At 63.2% G+C, this 14,117-nt stretch carries 11 protein-coding genes; 10 read left to right on the top strand and 1 reads right to left on the bottom strand.

Annotation, left to right across the window (positions count from 1 at the left end; genetic code table 11):
* Positions 1 to 74 precede the first annotated feature (74 nt).
* From ASD44_RS05395 to ASD44_RS05360, 8 genes are all read left to right on the top strand, one after another.
* Entirely contained in the window at positions 75 to 389 is a 315-nt protein-coding gene (locus ASD44_RS05395) for a metalloregulator ArsR/SmtB family transcription factor (RefSeq protein ID WP_056109592.1), read from the top strand.
* On the top strand, positions 386 to 850 hold the full coding sequence (locus ASD44_RS05390) for an SRPBCC domain-containing protein (RefSeq protein WP_056109590.1): 465 nt from the start codon (positions 386 to 388) through the stop codon (positions 848 to 850). The genes ASD44_RS05395 and ASD44_RS05390 overlap by 4 nt, the downstream gene beginning before the upstream one ends.
* A gap of 27 nt (positions 851 to 877) precedes the next feature.
* On the top strand, positions 878 to 1,483 hold the full coding sequence (locus tag ASD44_RS05385) for an ATP-dependent Clp protease proteolytic subunit (RefSeq protein WP_056109588.1): 606 nt from the start codon (positions 878 to 880) through the stop codon (positions 1,481 to 1,483).
* A 1,084-nt stretch (positions 1,484 to 2,567) separates the two neighbouring features.
* Entirely contained in the window at positions 2,568 to 5,492 is a 2,925-nt protein-coding gene (gene uvrA, locus ASD44_RS05380; protein WP_056109586.1) for an excinuclease ABC subunit UvrA, read from the top strand.
* Between the two features lie 67 nt (positions 5,493 to 5,559).
* Positions 5,560 to 6,756 (top strand): DNA (cytosine-5-)-methyltransferase, encoded by a 1,197-nt coding sequence (dcm, locus tag ASD44_RS05375; protein WP_244478724.1) that lies wholly within the window; start codon positions 5,560 to 5,562, stop codon positions 6,754 to 6,756.
* A gap of 31 nt (positions 6,757 to 6,787) precedes the next feature.
* Complete coding sequence (locus ASD44_RS05370) at positions 6,788 to 7,234, top strand: very short patch repair endonuclease (protein ID WP_244480481.1); 447 nt, start codon at positions 6,788 to 6,790, stop codon at positions 7,232 to 7,234.
* 28 nt (positions 7,235 to 7,262) lie between these two features.
* Entirely contained in the window at positions 7,263 to 8,543 is a 1,281-nt protein-coding gene (locus tag ASD44_RS05365) for an MvaI/BcnI family restriction endonuclease (protein WP_162246414.1), read from the top strand.
* Positions 8,544 to 8,802: 259 nt separating this feature from the next.
* Positions 8,803 to 9,711, top strand: coding sequence for a hypothetical protein (locus ASD44_RS05360; RefSeq protein WP_056109581.1), 909 nt, complete (start codon positions 8,803 to 8,805; stop codon positions 9,709 to 9,711).
* Between the two features lie 122 nt (positions 9,712 to 9,833).
* Here ASD44_RS05360 and ASD44_RS05355 read toward each other — a convergent pair whose 3' ends face one another.
* A complete protein-coding gene (locus ASD44_RS05355) occupies positions 9,834 to 10,481 on the bottom strand; it encodes a 5-formyltetrahydrofolate cyclo-ligase (protein WP_156459784.1) in 648 nt (215 codons plus the stop codon).
* Between the two features lie 179 nt (positions 10,482 to 10,660).
* On the opposite strand from ASD44_RS05355, the gene ASD44_RS05350 reads away from it, so the two are divergent.
* The gene (locus ASD44_RS05350) at positions 10,661 to 11,953 is read left to right on the top strand and encodes an NAD(P)/FAD-dependent oxidoreductase (protein WP_056109579.1); all 1,293 of its coding nucleotides are present in this window, start codon (positions 10,661 to 10,663) and stop codon (positions 11,951 to 11,953) included.
* Positions 11,954 to 12,104: 151 nt separating this feature from the next.
* On the top strand, positions 12,105 to 14,078 hold the full coding sequence (locus ASD44_RS05345) for a bifunctional 2',3'-cyclic-nucleotide 2'-phosphodiesterase/3'-nucleotidase (protein WP_056109577.1): 1,974 nt from the start codon (positions 12,105 to 12,107) through the stop codon (positions 14,076 to 14,078).
* Positions 14,079 to 14,117: the final 39 nt, after the last annotated feature.

The following is a 14,117-nucleotide window of genomic DNA, read 5'->3' as shown; positions in this document are numbered from 1 at the left end:
CCAGTCCGTCCGGAAGCGATACAAGCTGTTCTCGCCGCTTGCCAAACGAATAAGTTTGTACTTATGTTTCTGCCATGATCGAAGCAGAGATATTCCGCGCCCTGGCCGACCCGACCCGGCGCGCGCTGTTCGAGCGGCTGGCCGGCGGCGAGATGACCGTGTCGCAGCTGCGCGATGGCACGTCGGTGACGCAGCCGGCCGTATCGCAGCATCTGGCCGTGCTGCGCGGCGCCGGGCTGGTTCAGGAACGCCGCGCCGGCCGCAACGCCTACTACCGGGCTGATCCGGACGGGCTTGGGCCGCTGCTCGGCTGGATCGAGCGTTACCGCGCCTTCTGGCCGGCGCATGTGGAAAAATTGAAGACGGTGCTGAAGGAGATGGATCAATGACCGAGAAGCCCGCCGCGCCGATCGTTGTCGAATGCGACCTGGCCGAGCCGCCGGAAAAGGTCTGGCGGGCGCTCACCGTGCCCGAGCTTTTGGCTGCGTGGCTGCTGCCCAATGACATGGATCCCGCCATCAAGGCTGGCAGCCGCTTCCAACTGCGTCCCGGCGCGGCGCCGATAGAATGCGAGGTTCTCGAGGCCGATCCCTGCCGATTGCTGCGCTATTCCTGGCGTGAACGGGACGACCGTGAAAACGGCGACGCCTCCGGCATGGACAGCACCGTCAGTTTCGAGCTTGCCCGTTCCGCCTCCGGCGGCACCCGCCTGCGCATCGTGCATGGCGACTTTGCCGCCATTCCCGCGGTCGCGCTGGCCGGCGTTCCGAGTTGCCGTCTCACTCTCTCGAGCAAGCCACGGCCACGGCCGGCTCCAGCCAACACGATCATGCTTTTGCGCGCGGCCTGAGCGCCGCCAACGAACGGAGAACCGACAATGAGCGGCCTTGCCAACCTGGTGCCGATGGTGATCGAGCAATCGAGCCGTGGCGAACGCGCCTTCGACATTTTCTCGCGGCTGCTGCGCGAGCGCATCATCTTCATCAACGGCCAGATCGAAGACGGCATGGCGGCGCTGGTGTGCGCGCAAATACTGTCGCTGGAGGCGGACAATCCCGACAAGGAAATCTCCCTTTACATCAACTCGCCCGGCGGTGTCGTCACCAGCGGCTTCGCCATCTACGACACCATGCGCTATGTGCGCTGCCCGATCTCGACCGTCTGCATGGGCTTTGCCGCGTCGATGGGATCGTTCCTGCTGATGGCGGGCACGCCGGGGCGGCGGATCGCCCTGCCCAACGCGCAGATCGTCGTGCACCAGCCGCTGGGCGGTTTCCAGGGCCAGGCCTCGGACATCGAGCGCCACGCCGAAAATATCCTCAAGATCAAGCGCCGCATGATCCGGCTCTATTCGGAGCATTGCGGCCGCCCGCTGGAGGAGGTGGAGCGCACGCTCGACCGTGATTATTTCATGACCGCCGATGAGGCCCGGGCATGGGGCGTCGTTGACCATGTCTATGACACCCGCAAGGCCGCGGCGTAGGCGGCGTTTCTATCTTCGTTCGCCAGCCAGACCAGCTCCTGTTGCGGAAGCCACTGGCCCTGAACCGCTCGAACCGTTATGCTTTACCGATGAGCGCAACAATCCTTACCGCGCGCGCCGGCGCGTTTGTGCTGGCGGCTTTTGTCGCCGGTTACGCCCATGCGGGCGAGAAGCCGGTGTCCGGTACCCTGCCCGGCGTCGAAAGCGATTATCGCATCGTCAAGCCGGCTGAACCGGAGCCGGACTTACGGCCCGCCGAAGATGNGCCGGTACAAGGTTGGCAATTTCGATGTGCGCATATCCGGCTTCGTCCGCGCAGAGGCTGGTTTCGGCAACGAGTTCGAGCTGAAGAAGAAATAAGACCGCCGCTCGCGATCGAGCCGTCAACCTCCTGACCAATGATGTGCGGGGCCTGCGTAAAAGCCCATTGCTGCAACGAAAACGGCCCCGCCGCTGCATTTGCAAAGCGGTCGGGGCCTTATGAGATCAACTCATTTTTGCCGGGAGTGGTTTACCGGCGTTATTTTTCGGATGCGCCGCGGGTTCAGCCGCTGATCCGACTATCGTTTCTCAATGTGGGGGATTTCGACGAACCGACATGGCCTAACCGGTCGGCGTGGCAATTTCAGGTTCGCCGCGGCTCCAGCGAAACGCGGAGCCGGCTGGGACTGTCCGGTGGGGTCATACCTCGCTCCCTTGCTCGTTGCTCTTGTGTCGTTGAAGGCGCCTATTCGTAGCCTNGCGGCGTCTCGCAGACGGCCTGTTTCGGCTCGAAGATCGCCCTGCTGGCGATCGGCCTCATCGACGGAAATAAATCTGGACCCGCGCCGAAGCCGGGTCAAGTGTCGCGTGACGGATGGGAGAAAAAGTGATCGGTCGCGTCAGGCGTCCGGGACGGACTTCCTGCCAACACGCTGTCAGCAAGTCGTTCGACCTTTGTTCTTTTTGCTTGCCGCATCCCGCCAAAGGCGGTTAAACGCGCTGGGGCGGTTGCGGCATCTCGACGTAGCGGCAAAACTACCTACATCAGGGGAACGGCGGCATCCGCCAATCCGGCAATCAGATATCGAGGCGGCGGACCGGCATGGCCGACCACAAATACATTTCCATTCGCGGCGCGCGCGAACACAATCTCAAGAATGTCGACCTCGACCTGCCGCGGGATTCGCTGGTGGTGATGACCGGGCTTTCCGGTTCGGGCAAGTCGTCGCTTGCCTTCGACACGATCTACGCCGAAGGCCAGCGCCGCTATGTCGAGAGCCTCTCGGCCTATGCGCGCCAGTTCCTCGAGATGATGCAGAAGCCGGACGTCGACCAGATCGACGGGCTGTCGCCGGCCATTTCCATCGAGCAGAAGACCACCTCGAAGAATCCGCGCTCGACCGTCGGCACGGTCACCGAGATCTACGACTACATGCGCCTGCTGTTCGCGCGCGTCGGCGTTCCCTATTCGCCCGCGACCGGCCTGCCCATCGAAAGCCAGACGGTCAGCCAGATGGTTGACCGCGTGCTGGCGCTGGACGAAGGCACGCGCCTGTTCATCATGGCGCCCATCGTGCGCGGCCGCAAAGGCGAGTACCGCAAGGAATTGCTGGAACTGCAGAAGAAAGGCTTCCAGCGCGTCAAGGTCGACGGCGCCTTCTACGAGATCGCCGAGGTGCCGGCGCTGGACAAGAAATACAAGCACGACATCGACGTTGTGGTGGACCGCATCGTGGTGCGCGGCGACCTTGCCACGCGGCTGGCCGATTCGATCGAGACGGCGCTGAAGCTGGCCGAGGGCCTGGCGGTGGCCGAGTTCGCCGACAGGCCGCTCGACGCCAGCCAGACCGGTGAGGACGCGGTCAACAAATCCGCCAACGAGACGCATGAGCGCCTGCTGTTCTCGGAAAAGTTCGCCTGTCCGGTGTCCGGGTTTACGATTGCGGAAATCGAGCCGCGGCTGTTCTCCTTCAACAACCCCGCCGGCGCCTGCCCGACCTGCGACGGGCTGGGCAGCCAGCGCGCCATCGACCCGATGCTGATCGTCCCCGACGAGAACCTGTCGCTGCGCGACGGCGCCATCGCGCCATGGGCGAAGTCGTCCTCGCCCTATTACGCGCAGACGCTGGAGGCGCTGGGCAAGGCCTATGGCTTCAAGCCCGGCGACAAGTTCAGGGACCTCGGCGCCGAGGCGAAAGAGGCAATCCTGCGCGGCACCGGCGCGCGCGAGGTGGCGTTCCAGTATGATGATGGCCTGCGCTCCTACAAGACGACCAAGACGTTCGAGGGCGTCATCCCCAACCTGGAGCGGCGCTGGAAGGAAACCGAATCCGCATGGATGCGCGAGGAGATCGAGCGCTTCATGTCGGCCACCCCCTGCCCGGCCTGCAACGGCTACCGGCTGAAGCCGGAAGCGCTGGCGGTGAAGATCGCCGGCAAGCACATCGGCGAGGTGACCGAACAGTCGATCCGCAAGGCCGACAAATGGTTCACCGAGCTGCCGTCGCAGATGAACGACAAGCAGAACGAAATCGCCGTGCGGGTGCTCAAGGAAATCCGCGAGCGGCTGCGGTTCCTCAACGATGTCGGGCTGGATTACCTGACGCTTGCCCGCAATTCCGGCACGCTGTCAGGCGGCGAGAGCCAGCGCATCCGCCTCGCCAGCCAGATCGGTTCCGGCCTCACCGGCGTGCTCTACGTGCTGGACGAGCCGTCCATCGGCCTGCACCAGCGCGACAATGCCCGCCTGCTCGATACGCTGAAGCACCTGCGCGACATCGGCAACACCGTCATCGTCGTCGAGCATGACGAGGACGCCATCCTGCATGCCGACTATGTGGTCGATATAGGCCCCGCCGCCGGCATCCACGGCGGCGAGGTGATCGCCAGGGGCACGCCGAACGAGATCATGGCCAACCCCAATTCGATCACCGGCAAGTATCTGTCGGGCGAACTGGAAATCGCCACGCCGGCGGCGCGCCGTCCCGGCAAGAAGGGCAAGCGCATCAGGATCGTCGGCGCGCGCGGCAACAATCTGAAGAACGTCACCGCCGAGATTCCGCTCGGCACCTTCACCGCCGTCACCGGCGTGTCGGGCGGCGGCAAGTCCACCTTCCTGATCGAGACGCTGTTCAAGGCCGCCTCGCGCCGCATCATGGGCAGCAGAGAGCATCCGGCCGACCACGACCGCATCGAGGGCCTGGAATTCCTCGACAAGGTCATCGACATCGACCAGTCGCCGATCGGCCGCACCCCTCGCTCCAACCCCGCCACCTACACCGGCGCCTTCACCCCGATCCGCGACTGGTTCGCCGGCCTGCCGGAGGCCAAGGCGCGCGGCTACCAGCCGGGCCGTTTCTCGTTCAACGTCAAGGGCGGCCGCTGCGAGGCCTGCCAGGGCGACGGCGTCATCAAGATCGAGATGCACTTCCTGCCCGACGTCTACGTCACCTGCGACGTCTGCCACGGCAAGCGTTACAACCGCGAGACGCTGGACGTCACCTTCAAGACCAAGTCGATTGCCGACGTGCTCGACATGACGGTGGAGGAAGGCGTCGACTTCTTCGCCGCCGTGCCAGGCGTGCGCGACAAGCTGCAGACGCTGAAGGATGTCGGCCTTGGCTACATCCACATCGGCCAGCAGGCCAACACGCTGTCGGGCGGCGAGGCGCAGCGCATCAAGCTGGCCAAGGAGCTGTCGCGCAAGGCGACCGGCAAGACGCTCTACATCCTCGACGAGCCGACCACCGGCCTGCATTTCCACGACGTCGCCAAGCTGCTCGAAGTGCTGCAGGAACTGGTCGACCAGGGCAATACGGTTGTGGTCATCGAGCATAATCTGGAGGTCATCAAGACGGCCGACTGGGTGCTCGACCTCGGCCCCGAAGGTGGCGACGGCGGCGGCGAACTGGTGGCGAGCGGAACGCCGGAAGAAATTGTCGCGGAGAAGCGCAGTTATACGGGGCAGTTTTTGAAGGAGCTGCTGGAAAGACGGCCGGGGGCGAGGCGAAGGGTGGCGGCGGAGTAGCGCCCTAGTCTTCTGGGTCATTCCGTGGCAATCTGGGAAAAATTGACCCAGTTGGAGATTCGGCTCTGTGAACATCTATAACCCGAAAACCGAGTTCTCGATACTGCGCGAACAGGCCGGTCTGACGATCGAAGAAGCAGCCCGGGTCACCAAATGTTCCATGAGCTCCGCCTATCGACATGAACGAGGCGAGGCGATGCCGACAGCTTTGGCAATCGACATGCTGAAGCTACTTGCCGCAAGTCACACGAAAGCCCAGCCGGACGCGCCGTTCACGTTCATCGACTTGTTTGCAGGTATCGGGGGCCTCCGAATGGGTTTCGAGGCCATCGGCGGGAGATGCGTGTTCACTAGCGAGTGGGACAAATATGCTTCCGCCACCTACCGGAAAAACTTCTCCCATGACCCTGACCACATCTTTGCCGGCGATATCCGCGAATGGACAAAGGATGCCACAGCGCTTGACCGCATCCCTAAGCACAACGTCCTTCTGGCGGGCTTCCCCTGCCAGCCTTTCTCGATTGCAGGCGTGTCCAAGAAGAATGCTCTTGGACGTCAGCATGGATTCCTCGACGAGACGCAGGGTACGCTTTTCTTCGACGTGGCCAAGATCATCAAGCACCACCGGCCCGAAGCCTTCCTCCTCGAGAATGTCAAGAATCTTCAGCGTCACGACAAGGGGCGGACGTTTGCCGTCATTGTGAATACACTCCGGGAACTGGGCTATCATGTGAGCACGCGCGTCATCAGCGCCCGGCCGTGGGTGCCTCAGGGGCGTGACCGGATATTCATTGTCGGTTTTCTCGACGAAGCCCCGTTCTCATTCGATGACATGCACGTGCCTGATGGACCCGCTCCGACCCTTAAATCCGTCCTTTTGAAGGATGTCGATCCCAAATACACCCTGACGGACCATCTCTGGCAGTATCTGCAAAACTATAGGAAGAAGCACGAAGCCGCAGGCAACGGGTTCGGATTCGGGCTGTTTGGACCGAATGACGTCGCGCGTACCTTGTCGGCCCGTTACTACAAGGACGGGTCGGAGATCCTCATTGATCAGGGCAAGGGAAAGCGTCCCCGGCGCCTCACTCCGCAGGAATGCGCACGCCTGATGGGTTACGAACGCGGCAACCGCACCTTCAACATTTCCGTCTCTGATACGCAGGCTTACAAGCAGTTCGGCAACGGCGTGGTCGTCCCTGTTGTGGAATCGGTGGCCGAAGCCATGAAACCACACATCCTTGCCGCGGTGAAGCGTGGCTGATGTCGTAGACCCAGCCACCCGCAGCCGGATGATGTCCGGCATACGCGGCAAGAACACCAGACCGGAGATCCAGATAAGAAGAAGCCTGCATGCCGCAGGCTATCGCTATCGCCTGCACGGCAAATTGCCGGGCAAGCCGGACTTGGTGTTTCCCGCCCGAAAGGCGGTGCTATTCGTCAACGGGTGTTTCTGGCATGGCCATGACTGCCATCTTTTCCGACTCCCCGCCACGCGACCGGAGTTCTGGCAGGCGAAGATAGCCTCCAACGTGGCGCGGGATGCACGTGCCATCGACCTCCTTCACGAAGGGGGCTGGCGCGTCGGCACTGTGTGGGAATGTGCTCTGACCGGCCGCGCGAAGCTTCCATTTGACCTTGTGATGAATCGAATCGGTGCTTCGCTGGATTCGAGTCAGACTGACTTCGTGATTCGCGGGGTTCCCGGAAATGCCGAGGCGACAGAACGAGCCTTTATCTGACCTGTCGCTTGACCAGCTGCAGCAGATGATGAGTGTCACGGGCGTAACGAGGCTTCTGCTGAAGTATCTCGCCCCAAATGATAATTCGAAGAACCAGCCGTACGTTTCGAAAGGGGAGTTGCAGGCTTTCAATATCCTGCCGGCAGGCGAATTCTATATCGATGTCTCAGACAGAGGCCGATCAATCATCAAGGCGTCGTTTCCCCTCGACTGGCTTCAGGCCGACGGCCGGACCCTACCCGCTCCGAACGCCAAACTGATCTTCTATCCTCAATACCCAGAGGTACGACTCTCAGGTTTTCTCGAAGGTGCAAAGGGAGCGCCCAACCACCTACTCAACACCCGCGAGGCTGGACGGCTTCTTTTTCTCGGCGTTACCGGCGATCGCAGGGTTGTGGGTTGGGCCGCTGGTCCGGAAACGCTTCTTGCGAGGCAAATCAGCGCTCTGACCGACTTGGAAACGGAAGGTGTTTTCAGGGTCATTCCCCTACTGGGAACGGAGGTCGGTGATGACGAACGCATATTCGCCGAACTCCGCCGCATTCATGAACTTGATTGGGTCGAGTCGAAGAGAATGAAATCGGGTGTAATTGTCCCCTACATGAGCCTCAATGGCATCGGCTACACTCTCGAAGCCGAGCTCGGAATATCGAACAACGGCAAGGCGGAGCCGGATATCTTTGGCTGGGAGGTCAAGGCCGCTCAGTCCCCAAATTTCGACAATATTCCGCGGTCAAAGAAGATGACCCTGCTCACGCCCGAACCGGATGGGGGTGAATACACGGGCATGTCGGTCGGGGACTTTGTCAGGCGGTTCGGCTATGCCGACAAACGTGGTCGTGCCGACCGTATGAACTTCGGTGGCTCGTACCGGGTAGGAAAGAAGGCTCGGGCAACAGGCCTTACAACGATACTGGATGGCTTCGACACGAGGGAACTGAAAATCACGAATCCGGGCGGAAGCCTTTTTGTCGTTCACGACGATGGCACCGTGGTGATGAGTTGGAGCTTCCCGAAGTTGCTGACACATTGGAACAAGAAGCACGCCAAGGCGGTCTATGTGCCTGGCGAAAGACGACTCTTGCCAAGCACGTTCTATCGCTTTGGGCCGAAGGTCTTTCTCGGTGAGGGGACTGGGTTCGAACTTTTGCTCAACTCGCTCGCTCAGGGTCTGGCCTACTACGACCCCGGCATCAAGCTTGAAAACATGTCCTCAAATCCCAGCACAAAGCCACGCAGCCAGTTCAGGATACCCTGGAGACATATTGCGGACCTTTATCACAAGGTACGCTGGCATTCGCTGTACTGATTACCCGCGTGCAGCACCGCAGTCTGTTCAAAACCATATTAGGCGAACTTGCTTCGTTCTATCGGAACATGGACAACATCTTTCCTCCTGACGGATTGAACCCTAGCCGAACCAATGTCTCATCAGTGTCTACATTGCCACCGGTGCAGATGTGTTCAAATTCAGGTGCCAACCATTACGTCTGTTTGGCTGGAGTTTGAAATCCCATCCACACCCCCTCCCACTTCCCCCATACTCCTCGGCCCACGAGGACTCACCCATGGCCGACGCCGCCATCATCGCCCGCCATCACGCCACCCTGCGGCGTTTGCTCAGCCTCATGCTCGTCTATATCGGGCTGGCCGACGACACGGGTCAGGCGATGCGTTTCATCACCGGAACGGCGGAGGCGGATGATGCCGACAGCAGCGGCGACAGCGCTCCCGTCCGGGCGTTTCGCAGGCTTTGCGATCCAGCGACCGTCTCGCGGCGCATCCACACCATGGTCCGTCGCATCCTGCTGCCCGCCGAGGCGGCGGCGCGGCGGCTGGTCATCGTCCTCGCCGCCGACCTGCCGACGCCGGCGCTGCGGCCGTGGGAGCTGAAGCGCGGCCGCCGGGTCGCGGGCGCGGTCAGGCCGGTCGCCCTGCCGCGCACTTATGTGGCCGGAATCATGGCCCCGCTCTTCGCCGCGCCTCCGCCGCCCGTCTCGACTGCGCCGAAGCCGCCGGTGCGGATGCCGCGCTTTTCCCTCGTCGATCCCATGAAGCGCTTCCACCGCAGGCGCTATGCTCAAATCGACTGCCCGCCGCGCGCCAGCGATCCTGGCCGAGGGCGGCGGCCCCTGCCCGTGCGTCTCGAGCCGACGCCCTATGACCGATTGCCCGACCAGCGCCTGATGCGCCGCGTCTGCGCGCTGGCCGCCGCACTCGACGATCTGCCGAAACAGGCGCGGCGCTTCGCCCGCTGGCGGGTCCTGCGAGACTATCGCCTCACCCTTGCGGGGAGGATCGCGCCAGAGGCGCGGGGTGGTCCCCGCGAACGCTTTTCCGGCCTTTATCCGCTGCGCGTCGGCCGTCCGCCCGGCGCGCCGCCGCTCAGCCTGCCCAGGCATCGCTGGAGCGCGGCGCAGGGCGTCGTCCTCGAAACGCACGGCCTCGCATGGCGCGCCCTTCCCGACACGTCATGAGGCGCTGATCCTTCCTTGCAAAGGGAGGTTGCCAAACATGATGAAGCAGGGCTGTCGTGCCCCCCTTGCTCGCGCCGGGGAGGTTTCCGGCGCTGCGGACCTGCGGGCGGATAAGCCCGGCATCAGCCCAGCACCACCTCGCCCATCGGCACATCGTGCGCCTGCGGATAGATGGTGGGGATGCGCTGCATTTCGTAGCCGACGCCGATGACCAGGGGCTTGCGCGGCATTGAAGCCAGCGTGCGGTCGAAGAAGCCGCCGCCATAGCCGAGGCGGTACTTGTCCGGATCGATGCCGACGACCGGCGCGATGACGACGTCCGGCAAAACGGGATCGCCCTGCGCCGGTATCGGGATGTTCCACACGCCCTTGTCCAGCTTCTCGCCCTGCTTCCAGGCGCGGAAGATCAGCGGCCGGCCTTTCTCCACCACGATCGGCAGCGCCGTGCGCCCGCCCCGCGCATTCACCGTTTCGACCCAGGGCCGCAAATCCGGCTCGCCACGGAACGGCCAGTAGAAGCTGACCATCCTGCCGGCGACATCGCCGATGGCGGCGTCGAGGCGGGCGGCGATCCGGGCGGACATGGCGGCGCGCGCATCGGCCGGAATGGCGAGACGCGCCGCGATCAGCCGGTCCCGCTCGGCCTTGCGCCAGCGGCGTATGTCGGTCCAGTCGGCGGGCGCAGCCCGGAAGGCGGGATCGAGTTCATGCATGAAACATGGCGGCGACGCATATTGCGCCGGCCCTTCGCCGTCCCGATCATCGCCCATGATGGCACCTCATCGCATCGTCCGGTTCAGCCTATACCGGGCGCGCCGTCGCCGCATGCGCATTCACGACATCGCAGGACGGGGCGCGGGGAGCCGGCCGGCATTGCTGCAGCGCACAAAAGCACCTACATCTAAGGAGCATTGGCATCTGGATCGATGCCCCTCCCGGAGGTGATGCAATGAACGCAGCCAGCCACCACATCGTCGTCATCGGCGCGGGGTTCGGCGGCCTCGAATTCACCCGCGCGCTGGCCGGCGCTCCGGTCCGGGTGACGCTCATCGACCGGCGCAACCATCATCTGTTCCAGCCGCTGCTCTACCAGGTCGCCACCACCTCGCTGGCGACATCGGAGATCGCCTGGCCGGTGCGGCACCTGCTGCGCCGGCGCAAGGATGTCACCACCCTGCTCGGCACCGTCACCGGCGTCGACAGCGAGGCAAGACGGGTGCTGCTCGAGGATGGCGAGACCGTCGCCTATGACACGCTGGTGCTGGCGACCGGCGCGCGCCACGCCTATTTCGGTCATGACGAGTGGGAGCCGTTTGCGCCGGGCCTGAAGACGCTGGAGGACGCGACCGCGATCCGCAGGCGGATCCTGCTGGCGTTCGAACAGGCTGAACGGGAGACCGACCCGGCCAAAAGGCAGGCGCTGATGACGCTGGTCATCATCGGCGGCGGGCCGACCGGCGTCGAGCTGGCCGGCACCATCGCCGAACTGGCGCGCGACACGCTCGCCGGCGAATTCCGCAACATCGATACGAGCGCCGCCCGGGTCGTGCTGATCGAGGCGGGTGAGCGCCTGCTTTCCGGTTTTCGGCCGGAACTGTCGGCCTACGCCAAGGCGGCGCTGGAGCGGCTGGGCGTTACGGTCGAGCTCAACCGCCCGGTGTCGGAATGCGATGCCGAGGGCGTGGTGTTCGGCGGGCAACGCTTGCCGGCGCAAACCATCATCTGGGCGGCCGGCGTCGCCGCCTCGCCGGCGGCGGAATGGCTCGGCGTCGCCGCCGATCGCGCCGGGCGCATCATGGTCGAACCCGACCTGACGGTGCCCGGCCACGCCGATATCTTCGCCGTCGGCGACACGGCGCATGTCGCCTGGAAAGAAGGCCGGCTCGTGCCCGGCGTCGCGCCTGCGGCCAAGCAACAGGGCCGGCATGTGGCGAAAACCGTGCTGGCGCGGCTGGCCGGCGACGACGGGCCTAAACCGTTCCAGTACCGGCACGACGGCGACCTGGCGACGATCGGCAAGCGCGCCGCCGCCATCGACTTCGGCTGGATCAAGCTCACCGGCCGGCTCGCCTGGTGGATATGGGGCATCGCCCATATCTACTTCCTCATCGGCCTGAGAAACCGGCTGACGGTCTCGTTGAGCTGGTTGTGGATTTACGTGACGGGACAGCGCAGCGCCCGCCTCATCACACAGGGCGACAGCGACAAGGTCAGCAACGCGAAGAAGCAGGCGGAGAGGTAGCCGGATCGGGCGTCGCGCACTCGCCCGCTGTGCGGGCGGCAAACGGTCATCCGCCTGTCATCCCTTCGTGATGCGTTCCTGCTGGACTTGGCTGAAGTTTGGCGCGAGAGTCGCAATGCCGGCTAAGCAATTTATACGGGAGAACGCAATCATGTCCGAGATGCTCATTTCGCGCCGATCGCTGCTGGCGGGCGCCGCCGCGACGGGCGCGCTGATCGTGCTGCACCCGTTCTCGGCGCGCGCGCAGGCCAACCAGGCGCATCTGCGCATCCTGGAAACCACCGACATCCATGTGAACGTGCTTCCCTACGATTACTACGCCGACAAGCCGAACGACACGATGGGCCTGTCGCGCACGGCTTCCATCATCGACGCGGTGCGCAAGGAAGCAACCAACGCCATGCTGATCGACAATGGCGACCTGCTGCAGGGCAGCCCGATGGGCGACTACATCGCCTATGAGAAGGGCATGAAGGATGGCGATCTGCATCCGGTCATGAAGGGCATGAACCTGCTTGGCTACGAGTGCTCGACGCTCGGCAACCACGAATTCAACTACGGCCTGTCCTTCCTCGACAAGGTGCTGGCCGGCGCGAATTTTCCGTTCGTGTGCGCGAACCTGATCCGCGGCACCGAACTGGCCTCGAACCCGCGCGACGACAAGCTCTACCTCAAGCCCTATGTGATCCTCGACAGGAAGATCAAGGACGGGACCGGGCAGGAACAGCCGATCCGGATCGGCATCATCGGTTTCGTGCCGCCGCAGATCATGGTCTGGGATTTGAAGAACCTCGAAGGCAATGTGATGACGCGCGACATCGTCGAGGCGGCCAAGGCCTGGGTGCCGCAGATCAAGGAGGAAGGCGCCGATATCGTCATTGCGCTCTCCCACTCCGGCATCGACGTCAAGCAGGGCGACAAGATGGAGAACGCCTCCTTCTTCGTCGCCGGCGTAGAAGGCATCGACGCGGTCTTCACCGGTCACCAGCATCTCGTCTTCCCCGGCAAGAAGGATTTCCAGGGCCTCGAGGGCGTCGATACGGAAAAGGGAACGCTGCAGGGCAAGCCGGCGGTGATGGGCGGCTTCTGGGGCTCGCATATGGGCCTGGTCGATCTGTTGCTGGAGCGCGACGGCGGCAAATGGCGCGTGGTCTCGGCCACCTCCGAAGCGCGGCCGATCTACGAGCGCGTCGACAACAAGAACAAGGCGACGGTCGAGGACGACCAGCGCGTCGTCGATGCGTTGAAGGAAGACCATGAGGCGACGCTTGAATATGTGCGGCGTCCGGTCGGCAAGACATCGGCGCCGCTCTATTCCTATTTCGCGCTGGTCGCCGACGATCCTTCCGTACAGATCGTCAGCCAGGCGCAGACCTGGTACGTCAAGGACCTGCTGAAGGAATCGCAGTGGAAGGACCTGCCGGTGCTTTCGGCGGCGGCGCCATTCAAGGCCGGCGGGCGCGGCGGGCCGGATTACTACACGGACGTTCCCGCCGGCGACATCGCCATCAAGAACGTCGCGGACCTCTATCTCTATCCGAACACGGTGCGCGCCGTGGAGATCACCGGCGCCCAGGTGAAGGAATGGTTGGAGATGTCTGCCGGCATCTTCAACAAGGTGGAGCCCGGCAAGGCCGACCAGCCGCTGATCAACGGCGATTTCCCGTCCTACAATTTCGATGTCATCGACGGTGTGACCTACAAGATCGATTTGTCGCCGCCGCCGAAATACGATTCCAAGGGCGGCGTCGCCAATGCCGACGCAAACCGCATCAAGGATTTGATGTTCAACGGCAAACCGATCGATCCGGCACAGAAATTCGTCGTCGCCACCAACAATTACCGGGCTGGCGGCGGCGGCAATTTCCCGGAGATCAACGACAGCAAGATCATCTATGAAGCGCCGGACACCAACCGCGACGTGATCGTGCGCTATATCGTCGATCAGGGCACCATCAACCCGTCAGCCGACGCCAATTGGTCGTTCGCGCCTTTGCCCGGAGCCAGCGTGCTGTTCGAGACCGGCGCCAAAGGCAAGGATTTCATAGCATCGGTGAAATCGCTGAAGATTGAACCGGCCGGCGACGGCGAAGGTGGTTTCGCCAAATACCGCATCACGCTGTAGGACTGGACAGTGTCTTTTCCCCGTGAACGGGAGAAGACG

It is taken from the genome of Mesorhizobium sp. Root554 (assembly GCF_001427025.1).
Taxonomy (GTDB): domain Bacteria; phylum Pseudomonadota; class Alphaproteobacteria; order Rhizobiales; family Rhizobiaceae; genus Mesorhizobium.
This window is presented reverse-complemented; position numbering and strand designations above follow the sequence as displayed.

What these genes read in the sequence shown, in the direction of transcription:
- ASD44_RS05355 (WP_156459784.1), bottom strand. Translation starts at nt 10,481, where the DNA reads ATGGGCGATGATCGGGACGGCGAAGGGCCGGCGCAATATGCGTCGCCG.
- ASD44_RS05370 (WP_244480481.1), top strand. Translation starts at nt 6,788, where the DNA reads ATGTCCGGCATACGCGGCAAGAACACCAGACCGGAGATCCAGATAAGA.
- ASD44_RS05385 (WP_056109588.1), top strand. Translation starts at nt 878, where the DNA reads ATGAGCGGCCTTGCCAACCTGGTGCCGATGGTGATCGAGCAATCGAGC.
- ASD44_RS05345 (WP_056109577.1), top strand. Translation starts at nt 12,105, where the DNA reads ATGTCCGAGATGCTCATTTCGCGCCGATCGCTGCTGGCGGGCGCCGCC.
- uvrA (WP_056109586.1), top strand. Translation starts at nt 2,568, where the DNA reads ATGGCCGACCACAAATACATTTCCATTCGCGGCGCGCGCGAACACAAT.
- ASD44_RS05360 (WP_056109581.1), top strand. Translation starts at nt 8,803, where the DNA reads ATGGCCGACGCCGCCATCATCGCCCGCCATCACGCCACCCTGCGGCGT.
- ASD44_RS05365 (WP_162246414.1), top strand. Translation starts at nt 7,263, where the DNA reads ATGAGTGTCACGGGCGTAACGAGGCTTCTGCTGAAGTATCTCGCCCCA.
- ASD44_RS05395 (WP_056109592.1), top strand. Translation starts at nt 75, where the DNA reads ATGATCGAAGCAGAGATATTCCGCGCCCTGGCCGACCCGACCCGGCGC.
- ASD44_RS05390 (WP_056109590.1), top strand. Translation starts at nt 386, where the DNA reads ATGACCGAGAAGCCCGCCGCGCCGATCGTTGTCGAATGCGACCTGGCC.
- ASD44_RS05350 (WP_056109579.1), top strand. Translation starts at nt 10,661, where the DNA reads ATGAACGCAGCCAGCCACCACATCGTCGTCATCGGCGCGGGGTTCGGC.